19 protein-coding genes and 1 pseudogene are annotated in these 25,173 nt (G+C 73.7%); 5 read left to right on the top strand and 15 right to left on the bottom strand.

All coding sequences use genetic code 11. From position 1 onward, the window contains the following. Positions 1-421: 421 nt before the first annotated feature. A complete protein-coding gene (gene tmk / locus IF83_RS0110775; protein WP_037679440.1) occupies positions 422-3,901 on the bottom strand; it encodes a dTMP kinase in 3,480 nt (1,159 codons plus the stop codon). A 158-nt stretch (positions 3,902-4,059) separates the two neighbouring features. Continuing rightward, complete coding sequence (topA, locus tag IF83_RS0110770; RefSeq protein WP_030543868.1) at positions 4,060-6,948, bottom strand: type I DNA topoisomerase; 2,889 nt, start codon at positions 6,946-6,948, stop codon at positions 4,060-4,062. Between the two features lie 320 nt (positions 6,949-7,268). Between topA and IF83_RS0110765 the strand changes: the two genes are divergently transcribed. From IF83_RS0110765 to IF83_RS0110750, 3 genes are all read left to right on the top strand, one after another. Continuing rightward, positions 7,269-7,721, top strand: coding sequence for a TM2 domain-containing protein (locus IF83_RS0110765; RefSeq protein WP_030543867.1), 453 nt, complete (start codon positions 7,269-7,271; stop codon positions 7,719-7,721). Continuing rightward, positions 7,714-8,238, top strand: a complete 525-nt coding sequence (locus tag IF83_RS0110755) for a DUF2752 domain-containing protein (RefSeq protein WP_394297311.1) — start codon at positions 7,714-7,716, stop codon at positions 8,236-8,238. Before IF83_RS0110765 ends, IF83_RS0110755 begins: the two co-directional genes overlap by 8 nt. Before the next feature lie 278 nt (positions 8,239-8,516). Further along, positions 8,517-8,774, top strand: coding sequence for a TM2 domain-containing protein (locus IF83_RS0110750; RefSeq protein ID WP_030543866.1), 258 nt, complete (start codon positions 8,517-8,519; stop codon positions 8,772-8,774). Positions 8,775-8,899: 125 nt separating this feature from the next. On the opposite strand, the gene IF83_RS30115 is transcribed toward IF83_RS0110750, so the two are convergent. The 6 genes from IF83_RS30115 to bldG all read right to left on the bottom strand — a co-directional run bounded on the left by IF83_RS30115 (position 8,900) and on the right by bldG (position 15,736). Further along, on the bottom strand, positions 8,900-9,097 hold the full coding sequence (locus tag IF83_RS30115; RefSeq protein ID WP_037679436.1) for a hypothetical protein: 198 nt from the start codon (positions 9,095-9,097) through the stop codon (positions 8,900-8,902). Between the two features lie 140 nt (positions 9,098-9,237). After that, positions 9,238-10,824, bottom strand: a complete 1,587-nt coding sequence (locus IF83_RS0110740) for a DUF7059 domain-containing protein (protein WP_078843349.1) — start codon at positions 10,822-10,824, stop codon at positions 9,238-9,240. Between the two features lie 189 nt (positions 10,825-11,013). After that, positions 11,014-11,577, bottom strand: coding sequence for a hypothetical protein (locus IF83_RS0110735; RefSeq protein WP_030543864.1), 564 nt, complete (start codon positions 11,575-11,577; stop codon positions 11,014-11,016). 225 nt (positions 11,578-11,802) lie between these two features. Further along, positions 11,803-14,214 (bottom strand): sodium-translocating pyrophosphatase, encoded by a 2,412-nt coding sequence (locus IF83_RS0110730; RefSeq protein ID WP_030543863.1) that lies wholly within the window; start codon positions 14,212-14,214, stop codon positions 11,803-11,805. A 595-nt stretch (positions 14,215-14,809) separates the two neighbouring features. Continuing rightward, positions 14,810-15,262, bottom strand: a complete 453-nt coding sequence (locus IF83_RS0110725) for an ATP-binding protein (RefSeq protein WP_030543862.1) — start codon at positions 15,260-15,262, stop codon at positions 14,810-14,812. A 132-nt stretch (positions 15,263-15,394) separates the two neighbouring features. After that, on the bottom strand, positions 15,395-15,736 hold the full coding sequence (gene bldG / locus IF83_RS0110720) for an anti-sigma factor antagonist BldG (RefSeq protein ID WP_019707568.1): 342 nt from the start codon (positions 15,734-15,736) through the stop codon (positions 15,395-15,397). Between the two features lie 54 nt (positions 15,737-15,790). Between bldG and IF83_RS30110 the strand changes: the two are divergent. Further along, positions 15,791-18,231 (top strand): annotated as a pseudogene (locus IF83_RS30110) (DEAD/DEAH box helicase). Positions 18,232-18,296: 65 nt separating this feature from the next. Here the strand turns inward: IF83_RS30110 and IF83_RS30105 are convergent. From IF83_RS30105 to ssd, 7 genes are all read right to left on the bottom strand, one after another. Further along, positions 18,297-18,716, bottom strand: a complete 420-nt coding sequence (locus IF83_RS30105; RefSeq protein ID WP_394297316.1) for an Rv3654c family TadE-like protein — start codon at positions 18,714-18,716, stop codon at positions 18,297-18,299. Positions 18,717-18,718: 2 nt separating this feature from the next. Continuing rightward, complete coding sequence (locus IF83_RS34685; RefSeq protein WP_078843347.1) at positions 18,719-19,222, bottom strand: TadE family type IV pilus minor pilin; 504 nt, start codon at positions 19,220-19,222, stop codon at positions 18,719-18,721. Continuing rightward, positions 19,209-19,418, bottom strand: coding sequence for a DUF4244 domain-containing protein (locus IF83_RS0110700; protein ID WP_030543859.1), 210 nt, complete (start codon positions 19,416-19,418; stop codon positions 19,209-19,211). The genes IF83_RS34685 and IF83_RS0110700 overlap by 14 nt, the downstream gene beginning before the upstream one ends. A 109-nt stretch (positions 19,419-19,527) precedes the next feature. Next, a complete protein-coding gene (locus IF83_RS0110695) occupies positions 19,528-20,364 on the bottom strand; it encodes a type II secretion system F family protein (RefSeq protein ID WP_030543858.1) in 837 nt (278 codons plus the stop codon). Further along, on the bottom strand, positions 20,361-21,140 hold the full coding sequence (locus IF83_RS0110690; RefSeq protein WP_347877100.1) for a type II secretion system F family protein: 780 nt from the start codon (positions 21,138-21,140) through the stop codon (positions 20,361-20,363). The genes IF83_RS0110695 and IF83_RS0110690 overlap by 4 nt, the downstream gene beginning before the upstream one ends. A gap of 245 nt (positions 21,141-21,385) precedes the next feature. Then, entirely contained in the window at positions 21,386-22,570 is a 1,185-nt protein-coding gene (locus IF83_RS0110685; protein ID WP_037679430.1) for a TadA family conjugal transfer-associated ATPase, read from the bottom strand. 161 nt (positions 22,571-22,731) lie between these two features. Further along, the gene (gene ssd / locus IF83_RS0110680; protein ID WP_051722636.1) at positions 22,732-23,838 is read right to left on the bottom strand and encodes a septum site-determining protein Ssd; all 1,107 of its coding nucleotides are present in this window, start codon (positions 23,836-23,838) and stop codon (positions 22,732-22,734) included. Between the two features lie 448 nt (positions 23,839-24,286). Here ssd and IF83_RS0110675 point away from each other — a divergent pair, with 448 nt between their 5' ends. Beyond that, on the top strand, positions 24,287-25,138 hold the full coding sequence (locus IF83_RS0110675) for an HAD family hydrolase (protein WP_030543854.1): 852 nt from the start codon (positions 24,287-24,289) through the stop codon (positions 25,136-25,138). Positions 25,139-25,173: the final 35 nt, after the last annotated feature.

Below are 25,173 nucleotides of genomic sequence, written 5' to 3'. Positions count from 1 at the left end.
GTTGCGCCGGCTGCCGCCGGGTCCGGCCGTCCACCCCTCCGGCCGCCGCCCCGGCGTCCGGGCCCACTGGCTTGCACGCGCGCCGCACGGCGACACGGGGCGCCCGGAGCAACCCCCTCGCGGCGTGCCGTGCGCAGGCCGGCCGCCCGTCCGGGCACCGCCGCCGGGGCGTTGTCCCCGGTGCCGGCTCACCGCGCCAGGGCTCGTACGGACCACCGCCCCCGGAGGCTCCGGAAAGCCCCTGGCCGCGGCAGTTCCGGCCGAGCCCCGACGGCACGGGCGGGCCCGGACCGGACAGCCACAGCACACCCGCGCCCGGCGGCGCTTGGCCGACCGGGCGCTCGGTGGACCGGTCACCTGGTGAACCGGTGTGACCGGTCAATCGGTGACCTGGCGCACCGGACAGGCGCGGCCGGCCGGATCAGCCCCAGCGGCCTCCCCGCCGACGGCCGTCGTCCTCGTCGTCCCTCGGGCCCAGGAGTTCGTCGGCCAGGGTCGGCAGGTCGTCGAGCGGGGTCTCCTCCGCCCAGTCCGGGCGCGGCCGGCCGCCGCGACGTCCCCGCTTGCGTCCGGCCCGGTCGCCGGTGGCGCCCCGGGCGGTGTCCTCGTCCACGCCGATCTGCGGGAGTTCCCGGGTCCGCTCGGCGTCCGGGTCCGGGCCCGCGCCCGGGCCGGCCGTCCGGCCGCCCTCGTCCTCCTCCCGGAACAGCCACGGCGGTACGCGGTCCGCCGCGTCACCCGGCCGGTCCGGACGGGCCGGCTCCGCCGGGTGCGCTCCGCTCCGGTCACCGCGCGGCTCGCCGCCCCCGGGGCGCACGGGCGGCAGCACGGCCGTCTCGTCGGCGGCGTTGCTCCCCCGGTCCGCGCCGGCCTCCGGTACCGGCGGCAGTACGGCCGTCTCGTCGGTCTCGGAGGCGCGCGGCAGCACGGCCGTCTCCTCCGCGTCCGGCACCGGCCGGTCGGTCCGGGGGGTGGGGACGGGCTGCGTGGCCTCCGCCTCCGGTGAGCGCGGTGCGTCCGGCTCCCGGCGGGGCGCCTCGCCCGCCGCGGGCGCCGGCGTCTGCACCGTCGGCGCGTCGTCCGGCACGGCCCGAGCGTCCCGGCCCGCGTCACCGCCGGTGGCGGTGGCGCCGGCGGCGGCCGCGTCCTCGGCCGCCTGCCGTTCCCGCTCCGCCCGCAGCAGGGCCTCCTCGGCCTTCCGCTGCTTCTCCAGACGGCGCTCCTCCGCCTCGCGGCGCAGCCGCTCCTCCTCGGCCTGCTGGCGGCGCACCCGCTCCTGCTCGGCCCGGCGCTGTGCCTCCTCGGCCTCGCGCCGGGCGCGTTCCTCCTCGGCGCGGCGCTGCGCCTCCTCGGCGAGCCGGCGGGCCTCCTCCGCCTGGCGGCGGGCCTCCGCGACCCGGGCCTCCTCGGCCTCGCGTCGCTTGCGCTCCTCCTCCTCGGCGCGCAGCCGGGCGAGCTGCTCCTGCCGCTCCCGCTCCAGCCGCTCCTCCTCGGCCTTGCGCGCGGCCTCTTCCTCGGCGCGGCGGCGGGCCTCCTCCTCGGCGGCCCGGCGGGCCTCCTCCCGGGCCTGGATCTCGGCCTCGGAGAGCGGCAGCACCTGGTCGAGCCGGTGCCGTACGGCGGTCGTGACGGTCTCGGGCTCCTGTCCGGCGTCGACGACCAGGTAGCGCGCGGGATCGGCCGCGGCCAGCGCCAGGAACCCGGCCCGCACCCGCTGGTGGAACTCGGGCGGCTCGGACTCCAGCCGGTCCGGCGCCTCGGTGAAGCGCTCGCGGGCGGTCTCGGGGGAGACGTCGAGCAGCACGGTCAGATGCGGTACGAGGCCGTCGGTGGCCCACCGGCTGATCCGGGCGATCTCGGTCGGCGACAGATCGCGGCCCGCGCCCTGGTAGGCGACGGAGGAGTCGATGTAGCGGTCGGTGATGACGACGGCTCCGCGTTCGAGCGCGGGGCGTACGACGCTGTCGACGTGCTGGGCGCGGTCGGCCGCGTACAGCAGGGCCTCGGAGCGCGACGAGATCCCGGACGAGGAGACGTCCAGCAGGATCGAGCGGAGCCGCTTGCCGATCGCCGTGGCGCCCGGTTCCCGGGTGACGACGACCTCGTGGCCCTTGGCGCGGATCCAGTCGGCGAGCGCCTCGACCTGGGTGGACTTGCCCGCGCCGTCACCGCCCTCCAGCGCGATGAAAAAGCCGTTGCCGGCCGGTGCGCGCCGGTCCGGGTCGCCGCCGCGCAGCGCGTCGCGCAGATCGCGGCGCAGCGGTACGCCGGACCGGTCGTCGGTCCGGATGAGGACGAGCGCGGCGACGGGCAGCAGCAGCGCGCCGGTCAGCATCAGCGCGAAGCCCGCGCCACCGTGCGCGAAGACGAACGAGCCGCTCTCCAGCCGGTGTGCCCCGATCGCCCCGGCGAGCAGCGGTGCCGCGAGCGCCGCGATGGCGACGAACACCCGTACGACGGCCTGGAGATGCTCGGTCGTCCGGGCGCGCCGGTTCTCCTCGGTCTCCTGGTCCAGCAGCGTGTGCCCGGTGTTGGCGGCGACACCGGCGGCGGTGCCGGCCACGAGCGCCAGGAAGAGCACGGTCGCCGGGTCCGGTGTGAGACCGACCGCGAGCAGCGCCAGCCCGGTGAGGGCGAGGGACAGGGCGAGCATCCGCCGCCGCGACAGCGCGGGCAGCACCTTGGGCGCGCTGCGGATGCCGAGCACGGTGCCCCCGGTCAGGGCCAGGACGAGCAGGGCGAAGCCGACCGGGCCGCCGCCCAGGTCGTCGATGTGGAGCAGGGCCACCGCGACGGCGGCCGCGATCGCGGCGGCGACGGTCGCGGAGGCGGCCACCAGCAGCGGAACGGCGCCCGTGCGTCCCTTGTCGGCCGCGCCGCCGCTCTTCGGCCGGCGCAGCCCTTCCAGGGGTGAGCGCACGCGGGGCGTGCGCCCGGCGGGCAGTTCGATGAAGTAGAGGATCGACACACAGGCGGCGAAGAGGCCGGCCGCGACGTACGAGCCGAGCGCGGCCTGGTGCAGATGGAACCACTCGACGACGGCACCGAGCAGGTTGCTGAACAGCGTGATGACGGCGAAGGCCGCGGCGGCCAGCGGCAGCGCCACGAAGCCGGTGCGCAGCGAGAGCCGGCGCAGCGCGTCGAGATTGTCCGGAAGCGGCCGTACGGCGGCGTCTCCCGCCGGTACGGACGGCAGCAGCGCGGGGGCGGCGCTCTCCCGGCAGATGGTCCAGAGGCGTTCGGCGATGCCGGTGATGAAGACGGTGACGAGCAGGACGGCGGTGGCGTCGCCGGGCGTCCAGTCGATCCACAGCGGGGCGACGATCAGGAGTGCGACCCGCAGGACGTCGGCGGTCATCATGGTCCAGCGGCGGTCGAGCGGTCCGCCGCCGGCGCTCCCGCCGCCGTTCCTCTTCGGCGTCTTGCTTCCCTTGGCGCCCTGGCCCGGCTTCCCCGGCTTCCCCGGCTTCCCCGGCTCGGCCGGTTCCCCGGGCTCCGCGGGCTCCCCGGGCTTCTCCCGGGCGGACTCCCCGTCCGGCTCCTGCCCCGGCGCCCGCTCCGGCTTCTTCTCACCGGTCGCGATCAGGGAGGTCAGCGGTCCCAGAAGCACCGCTCCGAAGAGCAGCGTGGCCAGGACGCGGGCACCGAGCACCGCCGCGACCGCGAAGGCCGCACCGCGGTATCCGGCGCCGAAGGCCCCCGCCGTCACCGCGGCCTGATAGGTCAGGACCAGCAGGACCAGCAGGGCCAGTGCGTCTCCGACCCCGCCGACGAGTTGGGCGCTCCACAGCCGCCTCAGCGGCGGGAACCGCAGCAGGGCTCGCACGGCGCGTTCGCGGGAGTCTGCGGCAAGGTGGTCCGAGGGGGAACTCACGCCTGTTGGCTGCTCGGCTCGCGTCATCCGGCCAGCCTATCCGGACTGGCCGAATCCATGTCGCCCCGTCCGAACATGCGGCCGTACTTTCGGCGAACGGCCCGCTCGCGGCGGCCGCGGGGCGGTGGCCCGCACGGACCGGACGGGGCCCGTCCGGTCCGTGCGGGCCCCGCCCGCCGCCGCGGCTACTCCGTGCCCTCGGCCGCGGAACCGCTCTTGGCCGTCGCCTTCTTGGCGGCGGTCTTCTTCGCCGCCGTCTTCTTGGCCGCCGTCGTCTTCTTCGCCGCCGTCTTCTTGGCCGCGGCCTTCTTCGCCGGAGCCTTCTTGGCGGTGGCCGCGGTCTTCTTCGCCGGGGCCTTCTTCGCCGCCTTCTTGGCCGTCTTCTTCGCCGGCCCCTTGGCGCGCTTTTCGGCCAGGAGTTCGTAACCGCGCTCCGGGGAGAGCGTCTCGACGTCGTCGTCCCGGCGCAGCGTCGCGTTGGTCTCGCCGTCCGTGACGTACGGGCCGAAGCGGCCGTCCTTGACGACGACGGGCCGTTCGCTCACCGGGTCGGTGCCCAGCTCCTTCAGCGGCGGCTTGGCCGCGCCCCGCCCGCGCTGCTTGGGCTTGGAGTAGATCTCCAGCGCCTCTTCGAGCGTCAGGGTGAAGAGCTGCTCCTCCCGTTCCAGGGAGCGGGAGTCGGTGCCCTTCTTGAGGTACGGGCCGTAGCGGCCGTTCTGCGCGGTGATCTCCTCGCCGGAGGCCGGGTCGGTGCCGACGACCCGGGGCAGCGACATCAGCTGGAGGGCGTCCTCCAGCGTGACCGTGTCCAGGGACATCGACTTGAAGAGCGAGGCGGTGCGCGGCTTGACGGCGTTCTTGCCCGTCTTGGGCGTGTCCTCCGGCAGGATCTCCGTGACGTACGGGCCGTAACGGCCGTCCTTGGCCACGATCTTGCGGCCCGTCTCCGGGTCGGTGCCGAGCTCGAAGTCACCGCTCGGCTTGGCCAGCAGTTCCTCGGCGTACTCGGGGGTCAGCTCGTCCGGCGGCAGTTCGTCGGGGACGTCGGCGCGCTGCCCCGGCTCGGGCTTGCCGCCCTCCTCGGCCGGCGGCGCGGGGCGCTCCACGTAGGGCCCGTAGCGGCCGACGCGCAGGACGATGCCGTTGCCGACGGGGAACGAGGAGACCTCGCGGGCGTCGATCGCGCCCAGGTCGGTGACCAGCTCCTTGAGGCCGCCGAGGTGGTCGCCGTCGCCGTTGCCCGCCTCGGCCGCCGCGCCGCTGCCGGCCTCGTCGGCGCCGAAGTAGAAGCGGCGCAGCCAGGGCACGGACTGGGCCTCGCCCGCGGCGATGCGGTCGAGGTCGTCCTCCATGCGGGCGGTGAAGTCGTAGTCGACGAGCCGGCCGAAGTGCTTCTCCAGCAGGCCGACGACGGCGAAGGAGAGGAAGGACGGCACGAGGGCCGTGCCCTTCTTGAAGACGTAGCCGCGGTCGAGGATGGTGCCGATGATCGAGGCGTAGGTCGACGGGCGGCCGATCTCGCGCTCCTCCAGCTCCTTGACCAGGGACGCCTCGGTGTAGCGGGCCGGGGGCTTGGTGGCGTGGCCGTCGGCGGTGATCTCCCGCGCGGTGAGCGGGTCGCCCTCGGAGACCTGCGGGAGGCGCCGCTCGCGGTCGTCGAGTTCGGCGTTGGGGTCGTCGGCGCCCTCGACGTAGGCCTTGAGGAAGCCGTGGAAGGTGATGATCTTGCCGGAGGCGGAGAACTCGGCGTCCCGGCCGTCGCTCGCGCGCCCGCCGACCTTGACGGTGACGGACTGGCCGACGGCGTCCTTCATCTGGGAGGCGACGGTCCGCTTCCAGATGAGCTCGTACAGCCGGAACTGGTCGCCGGTGAGGCCCGTTTCGGCGGGGGTGCGGAAGCGGTCGCCGGAGGGGCGGATCGCCTCGTGCGCCTCCTGCGCGTTCTTGACCTTGCCCGCGTACATCCGCGGCTTCTCCGGCAGGTAGTCGGCGCCGTAGAGCTGGGTGACCTGGGCGCGGGCGGCGGCCACGGCGGTGTCGGAGAGCGTCGTGGAGTCCGTACGCATGTACGTGATGAAGCCGTTCTCGTACAGCTTCTGCGCGACCTGCATCGTCGACTTGGCGCCGAAGCCCAGCTTGCGCGACGCCTCCTGCTGGAGGGTGGTGGTGCGGAACGGCGCGTAGGGCGAGCGCCGGTACGGCTTGGACTCGACCGAGCGGACGGCGAAGGCGGCGCCCTCCAGGGCGGCGGCCAGCTCGCGCGCGGCGGTCTCGTCGAGGTGGAGGACCTGCGAGCCCTCCTTGAGCGTGCCGGTGGAGCCGAAGTCGCGGCCGGTGGCGACGCGGCGGCCGTCGACCGTGGTGAGGCGGGCGCCGAAGGTACCGGGGTCGGTGGCGTCACCGGTGCGGCCGGTGGCGAAGGTGCCGGTGAGGTCCCAGTACTCGGCCGAGCGGAAGGCGATGCGCTCGCGCTCCCGTTCGACAACGAGCCGGGTGGCGACGGACTGCACCCGGCCGGCCGACAGCCGCGGCATGACCTTCTTCCACAGCACCGGGGAGACCTCGTAGCCGTACAGACGGTCGAGGATCCGGCGGGTCTCCTGGGCGTCGACGAGGCGCTTGTTCAGTTCGCGCGGGCTGCGCACGGCGGCCTGGATGGCGTCCTTGGTGATCTCGTGGAAGACCATCCGGCGGACGGGGACCTTGGGCTTGAGGACTTCCTGCAGATGCCAGGCGATGGCCTCGCCCTCGCGGTCCTCATCGGTGGCCAGGAAGAGTTCGTCGGACTCCGCCAGCAGCTCCTTGAGCTTGTTGACCTGGCTCTTCTTGTCCGCATTGACGACATAGATCGGCTGGAAGTCCTGGTCGACGTTGACGCCGAGCCGGGCCCAGGACTCGCCCTTGTACTTCGCGGGGATCTCTGCGGCGACTTTGGGCAGATCGCGGATGTGCCCGACGCTCGCCTCGACGACATAACCCGGGCCGAGATAGCCCTTGATCGTCTTCGCCTTGGCAGGCGACTCGACGATGACGAGTCGGCGGCCGCCCTTCGCGGTCTCGCTGGTCGGGGACAACTTCGCTCTTCTCTCCTGGTCGACGCTCGGTGAGTATCACTGCCACTTCTGTGACGGCGCTGACGACGATGCGGAGTGTGACGGTACCTCCCGCCCCGCTGTCAAGCGGAAAAAGCCCGCAACGCCACTCGAACGGTAACCCGACAAGGGGCCTGCACGCCGCCGTACCGCGAGGACCCCGCCAACCTCACATCCCGGGGCCCGGGGCCCACAGGTGCTTGCCAGCGCCCGGAGCCCGGCTGGCAGGATGGCCGGTGCCGGGGGCGTCCCCGGCGGCGCGCGCCGCGCGTTCAGTCATTCGCACTCACGGGGGGAAGCCCATGTCCAATCCCTACGGCCCTCCGCCGCAGGACCCCAACAGCGGCTACGGATACCCGCAGCAGGGACAGCAGCAGGGCGGCCAGCAGCCGTACGGCCAGCAGCCCGGTTACGGTTACCCGCAGCAGGGGCAGCAGCCGTACGGCCAGCAGCCCGGCTACGGCTACCCGCAGCAGCAGCCCGTGGCCCCCGGCCAGTACACCGGCGACCCCAGCGCCCCGTACGGCTACGACGCCTACGGCCGCCCGTACTCGGACAAGTCGAAGATCGTCGCCGGCGTGCTCCAGCTGTTCATCGGCACCCTCGGCATCGGCCGGTTCTACACCGGCCACACCGGGATGGCGCTCGGTCAGCTGTTCACCCTCGGCGGCTGCGGCATCTGGTCGCTGATCGACGGCATCATGCTGCTCACCGGCCAGCCCACCGACTCCGAGGGCCGTCCGCTGCGTGGCTGACGGCGGCGCGGCCGCCAGCGACACGGCCGCTGGTGACGTCTCCGCCGGCGGTGCGCCCGGTGGCGGTGCCGGCGACGGCGGCACGGCCGCAGGCGGCGCCGGCGGACGGGGCGTGCGGGCGGCGTTCCGCGGGGCGGCCTCGCATCCGGCCGCGGCACCTCTCTCGGTGCTGGCGGCCGGCGCGGCCGGGGCCGTCCACCTGTACGGCACGAACCCCCATGAGGCGGGGCAGTGGCTGCTGCGCTGCCCCTTCAACTGGCTGACCGGCCTGGACTGTCCGACCTGCGGCGCGACCCGCATGGTGTACGACCTCATGCACGGCGACGTGGTCGCGGCCTTCCACGACAACGCGGCCCTGCTCGTACTCGGCCTTCCCGTCGGCCTGTTCCTCGGCTGGCGCTGGGTGCGCGAGGGGCTGCGCGGGCGGCGCTACCGTCCCTCGCCCGGCCGGGCCCTCACCGCGGCGGCGCTGACCCTCACCGCGCTCTGGGGCATCGGCCGCAACCTGGTGGGCTGACCGGCCGGGAGCGGGCGACGGAAGCAGGTGACGGGAGGCGGGGAGCCGGGAGGCGGGGAACGTCCCGGCCACCGCGCGCCGTCCGGCCGCACGCAGGCCGGACCGGGCATGCCGGCCGACCGGATCGTCCCCTTTTCCCCCCGAGTTGCATCACCGAACGATCACAATGGACCGGGTGCGCACAACTGACCGGCTCTCTCCCGGGTCAACTGATCGTCGCGGCACGCCCCCAGGTCCCGCGCCACGAACATTCATCCTTGAGAGAAGAGTCCCACCTCATGTCGCACCCCGCTCAGCCGCCGGCCGTCGCCCCCAACGGGCAGCCGTACTCCGAGAAGTCGAAGATCGTCGCCGGCATCCTCCAGCTCTTCATCGGCACCCTGGGCATCGGCCGGTTCTACACGGGTCACACCGGGATGGCCCTCGGTCAGCTGTTCACCCTCGGCGGCTGCGGCATCTGGGCACTGATCGACGGCATCCTCTTCCTGACCAGCAACGACCGTACGGACAGCGAGGGCCGCATCCTGCGCGGCTGACGCCCCGTCGGCTCATCGGTTCTCCGCGGCGGCCCGCGTTCCGGACCCTTCGTCCGGACGCGGGCCGCGCGCGTGCCGCCGCCGTCCGCCGTACTCCCGTCCGCCGGGGGGCGGGTGAGCTCGGGTCAGGCGGACAGCAGGAGCCAGCCGCCCGTGAGAAGCGCGGCCGGCCCGAGGAACAGGACCAGCGGGACGTGCAGCGGGGAGCTCACCCCCTCGACCACCGGCGCGCCGCTGCGCAGGCGCGTCCCCGCCCACACCAGCAGTGCCGCTCCGAACAGTACGAACACCGTCCCGGCGAATATGGCCGGCCCGCTCTCCATCGCTGCGTACTCCCTAGCACCCGGCATCGTGTGCGGGAGCGTGACACGTCCGTGCGGCACCGGGGCGAACACCCGGTGAACAGCGGTCTCCGCCGGGCGTCCGCGCGCCCTTCACGGCTCGCGCCCGAGGTGCGTCCCGGTCACTCCACCGGGATCAGGAAGCCCTGTTCGACGAGCAGCCGTACGGCTTCCGGCGTCCGGTCCCGCAGCAGCACCGGGTCCTCGCCGACGAGCTGGGCGATGGCGTCGAGGATGCGGCCCGCGCTCAGCGTCCCGTCGCACACCCCCGCGAAGCCCGCCCCGACCGTGTCCACCTTCGTGGCCCTGCACATGCCGCGGTTCTGACGGAGCACCACGTGCTCCGGGTCCTCCGCTCCGGGCGGTCCGACCTGTTCCTGCACCACGCCGTCCGCCAGCCGGAAGCGCGCGGCGAGCAGCGCCGCGTCATCCGTGCGCCGCAGGAAGTCCTGCCGGGCGAAGTGGGCCGTCACCGTCTCCCCCAGCGGCTGTTCGACCGGGTGCGGCCACTCCTCCGCGATGACGGACGGCCGGGCGGAGCCGGACTTGCGCACGCTGATCCAGCCGAAGCCGACGGCCGTGGTCCCGCGGGCCTCGAACTCCGCCAGCCAGGCGTCGTAGCGCGCGGCGTACGCTTCCGGGCCGGCCCGGTGGTCGCCGGCGTCGCGCAGCCACAGTTCCGCGTACTGCGTGACGTCCTGCACCTCGCGCTGCACGATCCAGGCGTCGCACCCGGGCGGCACCCAGGCACGGACCCGGTCGCGCCAGTCCTCGCCGTCCCTGTGCTCCCAGTTGGCGAGAAGCTGGAGGTACCCGCCCTCGGCGAGGTGCTCCGCGGACTGCCGCACCAGGGTCCGGCAGAGGTCGTCCCCGGCCATGCCGCCGTCCCGGTAGGTCAGCCGCGCGCGCGGGGAGATGACGAAGGGCGGGTTGGAGACGATCAGGTCGTACGGTTCCTCGCCGGCCACCGGCCCGTAGAGCGAGCCCTCGCGGAGTTCGGCCTCGTGCGCGCCGGAGAGGGCCAGCGTGAGCCGGGTGAAGCCCAAGGCGCGCGGATTGACGTCGGTGGCGGTGACGCGGGTGGCGTGCCGGGAGGCGTGCAGGGCCTGCAGACCGGAGCCGGTGCCGAGGTCCAGCGCCCGCCCGACGGGGGCCCGGACGGTGAGACCCGCGAGTGTGGTGGACGCCCCGCCCACCCCGAGGACGAGCGAGGCGCGGTCCTGGCCGGAGCCCCGCCCGACGGCGGCCCCGCCCGCCCCGCCTACGGCGCAGCCGAGGTCGGAGACGATCCACCAGTCCTCGCCGCCCGGCCCGCCGTACGGGCGGACGTCCGCGCACGCCCGTACCTCCTCGCCGTCCCGGACCAGCCAGCCCTCGTCCAGGCAGCCGTCCACGGGCAGCGCCGCCGACGCCCGCCCGTACGGCACCGGGCACTGCAGCAGGAACAGCCGGACCAGGGTTTCCAGCGGTGATCCGCCGCGGGACGCGCGCAGGGCGGGCACGGTCTCGCCGCGGGCGAGCGCCGCGTAGGCCGGTGCGCCGAGCAGGTCGAGGAGCCCGTCCGCGGTGAAGGCCGCGGCCAGGAACGCCTCCCGGAGCCGGGCGGGGAGCGCGGTTCCGGCCCGGGGCGGCGCGGCGGGGAAGCCGTGCGGCGAGACGGGCCCGGGTGCGCCGGACTGATCCTGCTGAAGGTGCTCGTGCGTACTCACCGGCCCATTGTCGGGGCTGCGGGCCGGGAGCGGCGACGGCCCGGCCCTCGGGACGCCCTCCCCGGGGGCCCCGGACCGAGGAGATGCCGGGACTCGGCGGTGCGAGGACGCGGAGACGCCGGGCGTGCGGACACGGCGCCCCGGCGGGCCGGGCACGGTCGGGCACGAACCGGGCGCGGCCCGGAGCGGTCAGGTGTTGGCGCTGGGCGAGCCGGCCGGACGCCGGCAGCCGGGCTGTTCGCTCATGGCGGCACCGATGTCCCCGGACTGCAGCTTCCTGATGGCGTCGCCGCCGACCTTGTTGACCTTGTCGAGGTCCTCCGCGACACCCTTCAGGCCTTCGGCGAACTTGGCCTGGTCCTTGGTGTCCAGCTTGTCGACGGAGGTCTTCAGGCCCGCGTACGCCCCGGCGGTGTCGTCGAGCTCCCTGACGGCCTCCTTCTGCGTCTTCGCACCGTCGTCGACCGGCGGGACGCCCGCCTTCTCGACCGAGTCCGACATGGCGGCGTAGGCGTCGGAGATCTGCTGGAACGCGGCCGAGTCGGCCTTCTTGATCTCCTCGGGCTTGCCGTCCGCCGCCGTGGAGGTGATGGACTGGTTCGCCTGCGCGATCTTCTCCAGCTGCGGCTGGACCTGGTCGCACACCTTCTTGGCGTAGGCGTCGACCTTCTCGTCGGTGTCGTCGCCACAGCCCGACAGCGCGAGTACGAGTGCCGCACCACCGGACAGCGCGGCCACGAGCTTCTTGTTCACCGGATGGGCCCCTTCCATGACTCTCGGCCCCGGAACATACACGCCCAAAGGCCCGGGACCACGAGCCCGATTTCCCCGAAGGGGTTTTTGTCGTCTTTTGCACCAGGCCGGGGCGGCCGGTCCGCCTCCGCTTCCGGAGCCGGGCAGACGGGCGGGCGGTGCGCCGCGGCACACCGCCCGTCCACCGCCTGACCTGGCCCGGACCGGCCGGAACCGGTCCGGTGCTCAGGACACCACCGCGGCCCCCGAGGAGGGCCCGGACCGCTCGGACACCGGCTCGGCGCTGTTGCCTTCGTCACCCACGGCGATTCCGCGCCGCTTGGAGACGTAGACGGCGCCGATGATGATGCCGATCGCCACCAGCGCCACCAGCGTCCGGATGGCCGGACTGGTGTCGTCGCCGTAGCTGAACTGCACCACGGCCGGCGCGATCAGCAGGGCCACCAGATTCATCACCTTCAGCAGCGGGTTGATGGCCGGGCCCGCCGTGTCCTTGAAGGGGTCGCCGACCGTGTCGCCGATCACCGTCGCGGCGTGCGCCTCGCTGCCCTTGCCGCCGTGGTGGCCGTCCTCGACCAGCTTCTTGGCGTTGTCCCAGGCTCCACCGGAGTTGGCCAGGAAGACCGCCATCAGCGTGCCCGCGCCGATGGCACCGGCGAGGAACGAGCCGAGGGCACCTACGCCGAGGCTGAAGCCGACGGCGATCGGCGCCAGCACGGCGAGGAGGCCGGGCGTGGCGAGCTCGCGCAGCGCGTCCTTGGTGCAGATGTCGACGACCCGGCCGTACTGCGGCTTCTCGGTGTAGTCCATGATCCCGGGGTGCTCGCGGAACTGCCGCCGCACCTCGTAGACCACCGCGCCCGCCGACCGCGACACCGCGTTGATCGCCAGTCCCGAGAACAGGAAGACGACCGCGGCGCCGAGAACCAGTCCGACCAGGTTGTTCGGCTGCGAGATGTCCAGGCTGAGGTTCATCTCGCCCGCCCGGGCGTTGACGTCCGCGACCGCCGTGGCGATCGCGTCCCGGTAGGAGCCGAACAGAGCGGCGGCGGCCAGCACGGCCGTGGCGATCGCGATGCCCTTGGTGATCGCCTTGGTGGTGTTGCCGACCGCGTCGAGGTCGGTGAGCACCTGGGCGCCCGCGCCCTCCACGTCGCCGGACATCTCGGCGATGCCCTGGGCGTTGTCGGATACCGGTCCGAAGGTGTCCATGGCGACGATGACGCCGACCGTGGTCAGCAGACCGGTGCCGGCGAGGGCGACCGCGAACAGGGCCAGCATGATCGAGGTGCCGCCGAGCAGGAACGCCCCGTAGACCCCGAGGCCGATCAGCAGCGCCGTGTACACGGCGGACTCCAGCCCTACCGAGATGCCGGCCAGGACGACGGTCGCCGGCCCCGTCAGCGAGGACTTCCCGATGTCCCGGACCGGACGCCGGGTGGTCTCGGTGAAGTACCCCGTGAGCTGCTGGATGACGGCGGCCAGCAGGATGCCGATCGCGACCGCCACGAGCGCGAGGATCCGGGGGTCGCCCTCGTGCCCGGCGATGGCGATGTCCACGCCGTCCAGGTCCGCGTAGGACGACGGCAGATAGGTGAAGACCGCCACGGCCACCAGGACCAGCGAGACCACCGCGGAGATGAAGAAACCGCGGTTGATGGCGGTCATGCCGCTGCGGTCGGTGCGGCGCGGGGCCACCGCGAAGATACCGATCATGGCCGTGAGCACACCGATCGCGGGGACGATCAGCGGGAAGGCCAGACCGGCGTCGCCGAAGGCGACCTTGCCGAGGATGAGCGCCGCGACCAGCGTCACCGCGTAGGACTCGAACAGGTCGGCGGCCATGCCGGCGCAGTCGCCGACGTTGTCGCCCACGTTGTCCGCGATGGTGGCGGCGTTGCGCGGGTCGTCCTCGGGGATGCCCTGCTCGACCTTGCCGACGAGGTCGGCGCCGACATCCGCGGCCTTGGTGAAGATGCCGCCGCCGACTCGCATGAACATGGCGATCAGCGCGGCACCGAGGCCGAATCCCTCCAGCACCTTCGGCGCGTCGGCCGCGTAGACCAGCACGACGCAGCAGGCGCCGAGCAGGCCGAGGCCGACGGTGAACATGCCGACCACGCCGCCGGTACGGAAGGCGATCTTCATGGCCTTGTGCGAGACGTCCGTGAGGTCCTTGGCCGGCTCGCCCTTGCCCGGAGTGGCCTCGCGCGCCGCGGCGGCCACCCGCACATTGCTCCGCACGGCCAGCCACATTCCGATATAGCCGGTCGCCGCCGAGAACAACGCGCCGATCAGGAAGAACACGGACCGCCCGATGCGCTGCGACCAGTCATCGGCCGGCAGCAGCATGAGCAGGAAGAACACCACGGCGGCGAATACGCTGAGGGTGCGCAACTGCCGGGCGAGATAGGCATTCGCTCCTTCCTGTACAGCGGCCGCGATCTTCTTCATACTGTCGGTTCCCTCACCCGCCGCCAGCACTTGACGCACCAGCATCACGGCGACACCCAGCGCGGCCAGCGCGATGAGGGCGACGACCACGACGATCAGCCGGTTGTCGGTGGTCAGTTCGGCGGCCGCGAGGGTCGGGGATGGGGAGAGATCTTGCTGAAGAGGGGTAAAGGGCCCCGCCATTCGTCCTCCTTGACGTTTGGCACATGGGCGCGCAGCACAGGGAACTGCCGCGGCACTCAGGCGTCCTGAGCAACGATTGTGAACGGATTCTAGGGATCCGGACCGGGATCAAGACAGGGGCCATGAGGGGCAATTGACTCCCACCGGGGGAGATGAGCCGGAGAGCGGCTGTTAATTCGCCCGGACGAAGGAAATTGATCCATTCGCTGACGGTCGAATATTGCCATTTCCTGGATCTTTCAATCTTATGAAAAGCCAGCTCAACGGCCGTCTACGGGAGACGTGGATCACGCTGCGCGGCGGCCCCGCGCCCACGACAGGACGGCGGATGTGCCGGTCCCGGACCGCGGCCGCACGGACGGGGCCTGATGCCGGGGCGGGCGAGAGAGGGGACGTACGCCCCGTGGTGGACGGCCGGGGGCGGAGAAGAGGTGAGGGAGAGCTGCGGAGAGCGCGAAGGCAGCACAGGCGGGGACAGACGGATCCGGACGCCGCTGAGCCGGCCCGGCTCGCCGGCCCGGCTCAGCGGCCGGAAGCCACGGGGCCCTGCACGCCACAGGGGCCCTGGGGGCGGGGAGGGACCCGCGGCCCGGGGCTACGGCAGGAGAGCGTCCGGGGTCGTCGGCCAGCTCATCCTGATGCGTCCGCCGGTCTCGTCCGCGGATACCTCGACGTCGTCCACGAGGCCGCTGATGACCGCGAGACCCATCTCGTCCTCGTCCTCGGCGACCGCCTCGCCCGCGGCCACGGCGCCGGGTCCGCCGCCGTGCTCGTCCCGCCGGGGGCCGGTGGGACGGTGGGCGACCTCGTCGGCGACCTCGATGGAGAACTTCTTCTCGTCCTCGACCAGTACGACGCGAACGGGTGCCGAAACGTTGTTGCTGATGTGCAGGCCGACAGCGCGGCTGCATGCCTCACCGACGGCGAGCCGCACCTCGTCGAGTACGGCCTCGTCGACCCCGGCCCGGCGCGCCACCGCAGCCGCCACCAGACGCGCGGTGCGGACGTGATTGGGCAGAGCACTGAACAAGAGCTCCACGGTGGCCATGCCATCCCCCTCGGTCATACGGGCTTAACGATGGAGGGCTGACCCCGCAGCGGCCCTCCGCTGACCCCCCATCACTTCCGCCCCCGGCGCGCGTGCCCGGTGGAACGGCACACGCCCCGGGGGCGGAGGTGGTCAGTCGGTGGCCGAGACGGCGTCGTCGACCGAGGTGTGAATGGGGAACACCTTGGTCAGACCGGTGATACGGAAAATCTTCAGAATGCGCTCCTGGTTGCAGACCAGTCGCAGCGAGCCCTCGTGCGCACGGACGCGCTTGAGACCACCGACGAGGACGCCGAGACCGGTGGAGTCGAGGAAGTCGACGCCCTCCATGTCGACCACCAAGTGGTAGCTGCCCTCATTGACAAGCTCGACCAGCTGCTCACGCAGCTTGGGCGCGGTGTATACATCGATCTCGCCACCGACCTCGACGACCGTGCGGTCGCCAACGGTACGCGTCGACAGAGACAGGTCCACGGATCCTCCAGCACCTTGCAACGAGCGGTCGCCCCCCATGGATCGGCAGCCGCGATGGCATTCAATCACTTACCGGCAGGCGCGCACGACGCCTTGAGCCCATTCTTCATCAGGCCAGTGACACACTCGGTGCCCATGGCCGACGACCAACTCCCGCAGTCTGCGGGCACGCGCCCCGCCCCACGGGCGGTACTCGGCCTGCTCGCCGGCACGGCGGACCGGGCTGCACGCGTCACTCATACGGAGCACTTGCCCCCGCGCGTGGGCCGCCATGCGGACTGGCCGGGGGAGATCCGGGAAGAAGTCGTGGAGGCTCTCCGCAGCGCCGGGGTGGAGCGGCCGTGGGAGCACCAGGCGCGGGTCGCCGGGCACGCCCTGCGCGGCGAGTCGGTGATCGTCGCCACCGGTACCGCCTCGGGGAAGTCCCTGTCCTATCTGGCACCGGTCCTCAGCTGCCTCCTGGACGGTTCGGAGGCGCCGAACGGGCGCGGGACGACCGCGCTCTATCTCTCGCCGACCAAGGCACTCGCCGCGGACCAGCGCCGGGCCGTGGGCGCATTCGCCGGCCCTCTGGGCCGGGCCGTGCGCCCCGCCGTGTACGACGGTGACACCCCGGTGGAGGAGCGCGAGTGGGTGCGCCAGTACGCCAACTACGTGCTGACCAACCCCGACATGCTGCATCTGGGCATCCTCCCGGCCCATCCGCGCTGGGCCTCTTTTCTGCGGGCGCTGCGTTATGTCGTCATCGACGAATGCCACACCTACCGCGGGGTCTTCGGCTCGCATGTGGCACAGGTGCTGCGCCGGCTCCGCAGGGTCTGCGCCCGCTACGGCTCCGATCCGGTGTTCCTGCTCGCCTCCGCCACCTCTGCCGAGCCCGCGTCGGCCGCGGGCCGGCTGACGGGTCTGCCCGTCGCCGAGGTCACCGAGGACACCTCGCCCCGGGGCGAGCTCGTCTTCGCCCTCTGGGAACCCCCGCTGACGGAACTCCACGGCGAACACGGCGCACCGGTCCGGCGCACCGCCACCGCGGAGACCGCCGATCTGCTGACCGACCTGGTGGTCCGCGGCGTGCGCACCGTCGCCTTCGTACGGTCGCGGCGCGGCGCGGAGCTGATCTCCGTGATCGCGCAGGAGCGGCTGGCCGCCGTGGACCGGTCTCTTCCCGGGCGTGTCGCGGCCTACCGGGGCGGCTATCTGCCGCAGGAGCGCCGCGCGCTGGAAGGGGCCCTGCACCGGGGGGACCTGCTGGGGTTGTCGGCCACCACCGCCCTGGAACTCGGCGTGGACATCGCCGGCCTCGACGCCGTCGTGATCGCCGGCTATCCGGGCACCCGAGCCTCGCTGTGGCAGCAGGCCGGCCGGGCCGGCCGCGCCGGGCAGGGGGCCCTCGCCATCCTCGTCGCCCGGGACGACCCGCTGGACACCTTTCTGGTGCACCATCCCGAGGCCCTGTTCCGGCAGCCCGTGGAATCCACCGTCCTCGATCCGGACAACCCGTATGTCCTCGCACCCCATCTCTGTGCCGCGGCTGCCGAACTCCCGCTCACCGAGAAGGACATGGAGCTCTTCGGACCCGCCGCACCCGATCTGGTGCCACAGCTGGAGCGCCGCAGGCTGCTGCGCCGCCGGGCCACCGCATGGCACTGGACCCGCCGGGAGCGGGCCGCCGATCTCGCGGACATCCGCGGTGAGGGCGGCACCCCCGTCCAGGTCGTGGAGGCGGCGACAGGACGTCTGCTGGGCACCGTGGACGCCTCCTCCGCCCACACCGCCGTGCACGACGGCGCCGTCCACCTCCACCAGGGCCGCACCTATCTCGTCAAGCGGCTCGACCTCGAGGAGTCGTGGCCCTGGTCGAGGAGGCGGACCCGCCCTACTCGACCACCGCACGGGACACCACGGCCGTCTCCGTCCTCGACACCACCACCGAGGTGCCCTGGGGCGACTCCCGGCTGTGCTTCGGTTCCGTCGAGGTCACCCATCAAGTCGTCTCCTTTCTCCGCCGCAAACTCATCACGGGAGAGGTGCTCGGCGAGTCCCGGCTCGACCTGCCGCCCCGGACGCTGCGGACCCGGGGTGTCTGGTGGACCGTCACCGAGGACCAGCTCGACGCCGCCCGGATCGCTCCGGAGCAGCTGCCCGGAGCGCTGCACGCCGCCGAGCACGCCTCCATCGGCATGCTTCCGCTCTTCGCCACCTGCGACCGGTGGGACATCGGCGGTGTCTCCGTGCCCCTGCACCCCGACACCCTGCTGCCGACTGTCTTCGTCTACGACGGCCACCACGGCGGCGCGGGCTTCGCCGAACGTGCTTTCCACACCGCCCGGCGCTGGCTGACGGCGACCCGGGAAGCGATCGCCGCCTGTGAGTGCGAGACGGGCTGTCCGTCCTGTGTCCAGTCCCCGAAGTGCGGCAACGGGAACGACCCCTTGGACAAGTACGCCGCCGTGCGGCTGCTCTCCGCCCTGCTGGCCGGCGCCCCGGCGGAGTGACGGAGCAGGGCCGCCCGAGGGCCCGTCGCCCTTGGCCTACGACCGCTGCCGCGCCGGTCCTGCGCTCATCCCCCGCGGGGCCGGGTGTCCGCTCCGGGGGACGGCAGGGGCCCGTCTCCCGCCGGGTCCGCGGCCCCCACCGGGTGATCAGCCGGGCCCGCGCGCGCCCGGACCCGGGATGTGAACGGCCCGAAGGCCGCCTCGGCCGTCAGATCCGCGACCTCACCGCGCACCACACAGCGGACCAGCCGGACGTCTTGGGCCTCGGCGACCCGCCGGGCCAGTCCACAGGCCGCCTCCCGGCCCGACAGCGCGTGATCCGCCGCCGCGAGCGCCGCGAGATCCGCCCCGCCGCCCGCGCGATGACGGGTGATCACGGCTTGCCCGAGGGCCAGTACGGCCGCGAACACGGCACACAGGGCCGTGGCCGCCACAGCCGTCCACACGGTGGCCGATCCCCGGTCCGCTTCTCCCGCTGCCGCCACTCTCACGGCCCGGCCCCCCTCCCCTCCGGCGGGCCCGCCGGTTCGGCGGGCGCAACCGGTTCGGCGGGCTCGGGTTCCTCGGGTGCCTGGGGTGTCTCGGCGGCGTCGGCCGGTGCCGGAGGGCCGGTGCCGGGCGGGCGGCCGGGCGCCGCGCCCTCCGGGTATCCGGCCACGGACTCGTCGGCGGCGACGGCCTCCGAGCGCAGCCGCACGCCCAGCGGCCCCGGGCCCGGAGCCCGGACCGCGACCGTGACCCGGACCAGGCCGTCCGCGCGGCGCAGCGCGATCTCCGCGCCGCGCGGGGCGGCCGAGCGGGCCGCTGCCAGCGCGGCGTCACGCGGCTCGGACCGGGCGGCGGCCCGCGCCCCCGCCCGTGCCGCGTCCACACACTGGATGTGCGCGGACGCGGCCATCTGGCCCCACAGCAGGATCATGGCGAACAGAGCCAGCACCGGCAGCGCCACGGCCGCCTCCGCGGTCACGTATCCGCTGTCAGAACTGCGCATCGAGCGCCTTGCCGATCACGGACTGCAGAGCGCCGGACACCGCCTCACTGGTCACCACCTTGTAGAGCACGGCGCCGAATCCAGCGGCCGCGATCGTGCCGACCGCGTACTCGGCGGTCGTCATCCCGGCCTCCGCGTCCTGCCCGGGCAGTGCCCGGCGCAGTGCCTGCCAGCGGATCCGCATCCAGGTGTACATCCCCAAACTCCTTGTCCCGCCCCGATCGGGGCGTCCGTTCACGAGCCGTCCCCTGCCGAAACCGTGTGAGCCCGTTCGCGCGGAGGCGCTCTGGGGCGTGGCCGGCGGCTCACCGGGTGCCGCTCAGCACGTGGCTCGCCAGCCCGATGAGCACGGGAGCCACGCCGACGGTGAGGAACGCGGGGAGAAAGCACAGACCCAGCGGCGCCGTCGCGAGCACCGCCGCCCGCCGGGCGGAAGCCGCCGCTTCCCGTACCCCCGCGGCCCGGCACTCGGCCGCCACCCGAGCGACCGGCTCCACCGCCGGCATGCCGGTGATGTGGGCCCGCGCCAGGCACCGGGCCAGCCCCGCCGCCCCCGGCACCTCTGCCAGCCGCCCCCACGCGTCCTCCGGGTGACCGCCCAGGCGCAGTTCCGCGGCCACCCGGGTCAGCCGCTCACCGACCGGCCCGCTGAGCGAATGGCCCACGGCGAGGGCGGCTTCGCGCGGCCCCGCCCCCGCCGCCAAGCAGGCCGACAGCAGATCCGCCGCCAGCGGCAGCCCGGCTGTGCCGGTACCCTGCGGAGCTCTCGCATCCGGTTCTCTCCGGGCCCATCTCCGTAGGGCGTATCCGGTCGCGAGGCCCACCGCGCAGCCGGCTGCTCCGCCGACGACGGCCAGCGCGCCCAGTCCCGCACCGGTCGCGGGCCACCATTCCCGGGCCACCCGGGCCCAGCGCTCCCTCCGAACCCGGCCGGGGCGACGGCGGCCCCGCCGTGTCCTGTCCTGCCCGAGAAGACGGTGCAGCACGGTGCCGTCCCGCCGCGGCTCCTGTACCGGGGTCAGCAGCAGGGCGAGGCGTCTCCGGGAGGCCCGGGACCGCGCGTTCCGCAGCACCGTCGCCGCGAACACCGCACCGGCCGCCGGCACCACCGCCCACAGGCTGTGGACGAATTCCGCGTTCATGCCGTCCTCCCCTGTCCGGCCGCAAGGACCCGGCCGTTCCCCGGTCCGCCGCCGTACTGCCTGTACTCGGCGCCCTCGGCATGCTCGGCGAACTCAAGGTCCGGGTGCTCCCGCGCGATCGTGCGGGCTCCGCCGGCCTTCTCCGCCGCCCGCACGATCCGCCCGGTCCAGGCCAGTCCGGCGAACTCCAGCACCGCCCCGGTCAGCAGACAGGCCAGACCGGCCGGGGTGTGCAGCAGCACCCGGAGCGGGTCCGCGCCGAGCGCGCTGCCCATCAGCAACCCGAAGGCGGGCAGCAGAGCCAGCAGAGCGGCGGTCGATCTGGTCCCTTCGAGCTGGGCTCGGAGGTCTTCCCGTTGCTCTCGTTCGGCCCGCAGGGCGGCCGCCACCCGGTCGAGCCCGCCGGCGAGCCCGGCCCCGGTGTCGGCCGCCGCCTGCCAGCAGGCAGCGACCCCCGCCAGGCCTTCCGCGCCCGGCCACCGGGCGGCCTGCCGCAGTGCTCCGGCCACATCACCGCCGTACCGGGCCGCGGCCGCCACCGGCGCCTGAGAGGGCCCCGGCCGGACCGGTGCCGCCAGCAGCGCCTCCGCCGGCTGCCGGCCGGCCCGCAGTTCCCCGGCCATCGCCGCGCACAACTCGATGACCTCCGCGGCACGCCGTTCAGCGGCCCGTGTCTCGTTCCGCCTCCGCAGCCGGCGCCGCACCAGGGGTACGGCTGCCAGAGCCGCCAGCGGTGGCAGCGGAGACTCACCGAGCCAGCCGGCCAGACTCCCCACCGGCAGACACAGCCACTCCTGCCCGAACCGGTGCCGGGCCCGTTCCCACCGCGCCCGGGCGGCAGCCCGCCACCGCGCGGACGGACGAAGGACGCCATCACCCCGGACGACCGGGCCCGCGCCGGACAACAGCGTCCTTGCGCGTCGCCGTCGCCGGCGTCTCCCGGCCGACAGCCAGGCCGCCGGCCCCACGCACAGCAGGGCCGCGCAGGCCGCTCCCTGGGCGGCGTGTGCCATCACCCCGGTCACCACAGGCCTCCCGGATCAGGGCGCACGCCACCGGACGCCGCCAGCAGCCGGTTCAGCCGCGGCCATCCGGGGCCGAGCACGGGCTCGGCGTGCGCCGTCCCCCAGACCGCCGCCGGGACCGTGGTGACCAGACCGGTGCCGTCCCGCTCGAGCACGTGCATCTCGGCGATCCGGCGCAGGCCCGTCCCGCGGTCCCGCACCAGGTGGATGAGCACCGTCAGGGCGGCCGCCACTTGGCTGTGCAGGGCCGCCCGGTCGAGCCCCGCGGTGGAGCCCAGGGCCTCCAGCCGCGCGGGGACATCGGCCGCGGCATTGGCGTGCACCGTGCCGCAGCCGCTGTGGCCGGTGTTCAGCGCGGCGAGCAGATCGGTCACCTCCGGACCGCGGACCTCCCCGACGACCAGCCGGTCGGGCCGCATCCGCAGCGCCTGCCGCACCAGATCCCGCAGCGTGACCAGACCCGTGCCCTCCTGGTTCGGCGGCCGGGTCTCCAGGCGCACCACATGCGGGTGTTCGGGTCGCAGCTCCGCCGAGTCCTCGGCGAGCACGATCCGCTCGGCCGGACCCACCAGACTCAGCAGGCTGGAGAGCAGCGTGGTCTTCCCCACCCCGGCACCTCCGCTGACCAGGAAGGAGATCCGCGCCTCCAGCAGCGCTCGCAGCAGCCGTTCGCCGCCGGACGGCACCGTGCCCGCGGTGACCAGCTGGGTCAGGCCGAACGCCTTGTGCCGGACGACCCGCAGCGACAGGCAGGTGGAACCAACGGCCACCGGAGGCAGCACCGCGTGCAGCCGGGTGCCCCCGGGGAGCCGGGCGTCCACCCATGGCCGTGCGTCGTCGAGCCGGCGCCCGGCCACGGCGGCCAGCCGCTGGGCCAGTGCCCGCACCGCCGCGGCGTCGGCGAAGCCCACGCCCGTCAGTTCCAGGCCGCGACCGCGGTCGACCCACACCCGGTCGGGCGCCGTGACCAGGACATCGGTGACCCCCGGATCGGCGAGGAGCGGCTCCAGGGGACCGGCCCCGACGAGCTCCGAGCGCAGGGCCGTCACCACGGCGAGCACTCCGGCGTCGCCGAGCAGCCGGCCCTCGGACCGCAGCGCGGCGGCCACCCGCGCCGGTGTCGGCTCCGCGCCCGCTTCGGCGAGCCGCAGGCGGACAGCGTCGACCAAGGACGTGGCCACTGGTTGCGGCTGTGGCAGCCACGGACTCCCCGTGGCTTCCGGTTCCGGTGCGGCCGCCCGGCCGGCGGGCCCGGGGCCGCCCGGTGGCGACACACCGCCTCGCCCCGCCGGTTCCCGCGCCCAACCGGGCAGCGCGGGCCGCCGGCTCGTCTCCGTACCGGTCATGTGACCGCACCCCCGCATCCCGCCAGGGCCCGGTCCCAGAAGGCCGAGCAGAACCGGGCCAGTGGTCCGCGGGCGTTGTCGCCCGGGACGGATTCGCCGGGAGCCTCCCCGGGGAGCCCCGGCTCCGGAGGGATCTCTCCCGCCAGCGGCAGCCCGAGCAGTCCGGCGATCTCCTCGTCCTCCAGGCCCGCCCCGCAGGGTCCGCGCACCACGACCCGGAGATCCGGGAGGACGGTGCGGACGGCCGACGCCACACGGTGCGCCGCGGCGACCGCGCGCAGCCCGGCCGGCACCACCAGCAGCCCGAGATCGAGCTGCGACAGCGCCTCGGCGACCGTCTCGTCCATCCGCCGGGGGAGGTCGACGACCACGACACCGCCCCGCCGCCGCGCGGCTGAGAGCACCGAGCGCATGGCCTCGGGCGGAACGGCCACCGTGTCGCCTCGGTCCCAGCTGAGCAACCGCAGGGAGCGCAGTCGGGGAAGCGACTCCTCCAGCGCGCCGGCGGCCACCCGGCCGCGTGACTGGGCGAACGCCGGCCACCGCAGTCCCCGCACGCCCTCCCCGCCGAGGAGCACATCCAGTCCGCCACCGAGCGGATCACCGTCCACGAGCATCGTGCGCCGCCCGTCGCGGGCGGCGGTGACCGCGAGCGCGCATGCCAGGGTGCTGGCCCCGGCGCCGCCCCGGCCGCCGATCACACCGACGGCCAGTGCCGGGGCGCCGCTACCCTCCAGGGCGTCGGCGATCCGGTCCACCAGCCACGCCTCACAGCCGGGAAGCGGAACGACGTGGTCGGCGCCGACGCCGACGGCCCGCTTCCAGACGCCGTGGTCCTCCTGGTCCCGGCTGATCAGCAGCACTCCCGGTCTCCGCACGGCGTTGCGCAGCCGGGGCACGGCGTCGTCTCCGACGATGACCAGTGGCGCGCGCTCCCATCCGCCGCGCTCCGGGACGCCGTGGCAGACCTCCGGCTCGGCGCCCGCCGCGGCGCACAACCGCAGCAGTTCGTCCAGCAGTTCCGCGTCCTCCGTGACCACCAGGGGCGGTCCCGCTCCCGGTAAGGCACTTTCCAGCCGATCGGAAGTGTTCAGTCCGTTCATGGCGGATCCCCTCTCGCTTCAGCACTCTCACTCCGCGAACCTCGCGGGAATCAGCGTGCGGCGATCCGGGAAATCCCGTGGATCTTGGTCTAAATCTGTGGACAACTCAGCAGTTGTGAATATCCGGACCACCTAAACCGGTGACTTCCATGCGCAGCATGACGATTACCCTGCGTGACGAGCCGGGCCTACGGGAAGCGGTCGGGCGAAGGGCCGGACAGGGCGCCGCGCAAGGGGCGGGCGGACGGCAAAACGCGTCCGGACATGCGACGACCCCCGCCGGGGGGGAGAGCGGGGGTCGTCCCCACGGCCGACTCGGGGGGGGAGGAGTCGGACCGGGTTAGCACGGTCGCGAACGATCCGTGACTTCCATGGTGTACCCGAGGGCCTTCTCAGGCAAACCCACACGCCTCAGCTTACGCCGAATGGAGGGCCTTATGCTCAAGCCGTGGAAAACCGCTCCTTGCCGCGCACAGCCGCCTTCTTCGACCTCGACAAGACCGTGATTGCCAAGTCGAGCGCACTGGCCTTCAGCAAGTCCTTCTACCAGGGCGGCCTCATCAACCGCAGGGCCGTCCTGCGCACCGCTTATGCCCAGTTCGTCTATCTCCTCGGCGGCGCCGACCACGACCAGACGGAGCGGATGCGGGAGTACCTCTCCGCGCTCTGCCGCGGCTGGAACGTCCAGCAGGTGCGGGAGATCGTCGCCGAGACGCTGCACGACCTGATCGACCCGATCATCTACGACGAGGCGGCCTCGCTGATCGAACGGCACCACACCGCCGGCCACGACGTCGTGATCGTCAGCACCTCCGGTGCCGAGGTGGTCGAGCCGATCAGCCGGCTCCTCGGCGCGGACCGGGCGGTCGCCACCCGGATGGTCGTCAAGGACGGCTGCTACACCGGCGAGGTGGAGTACTACGCCTACGGGCCCGCGAAGGCCGAGGCCATCGCCCGGCTCGCGCAGAGCGAGGGGTACGACCTGACGCGCTGCTACGCCTACAGCGATTCCATCACCGACATACCCATGCTGGAGGCGGTCGGTCATCCACACGCCGTCAACCCCGACCGAGGGCTGCGCCGCGAGGCCGTCGCCCGGGGATGGCCCGTTCTCTCCTTCGACCGGCCCGTCCGGCTGAAGCAGCGCGCGCCGTCACTCTCCCTCCCCGCCTGGGGGCCGGCCTGGACGTCTCCGAGCCGCCCCCTGGTCGTCGCCGGGGCCGCGGTGACGGCGGCGGCAGCGGCCGCCGCACTCGTCTGGTACGCGGGCCGGCGCCGTGCGGCCTGCCGGCCGGCGTGAGAACGGAGTAAAGAATCCCGGACCGGGCTTCCACT

It is taken from the genome of Streptomyces albus subsp. albus, assembly GCF_000719865.1.
GTDB classification, from domain to species: Bacteria; Actinomycetota; Actinomycetes; order Streptomycetales; family Streptomycetaceae; genus Streptomyces; species Streptomyces albus_E.
Note: the sequence above shows the minus strand (reverse complement) of the source record. Positions and strands in the feature narration are given on the sequence as shown.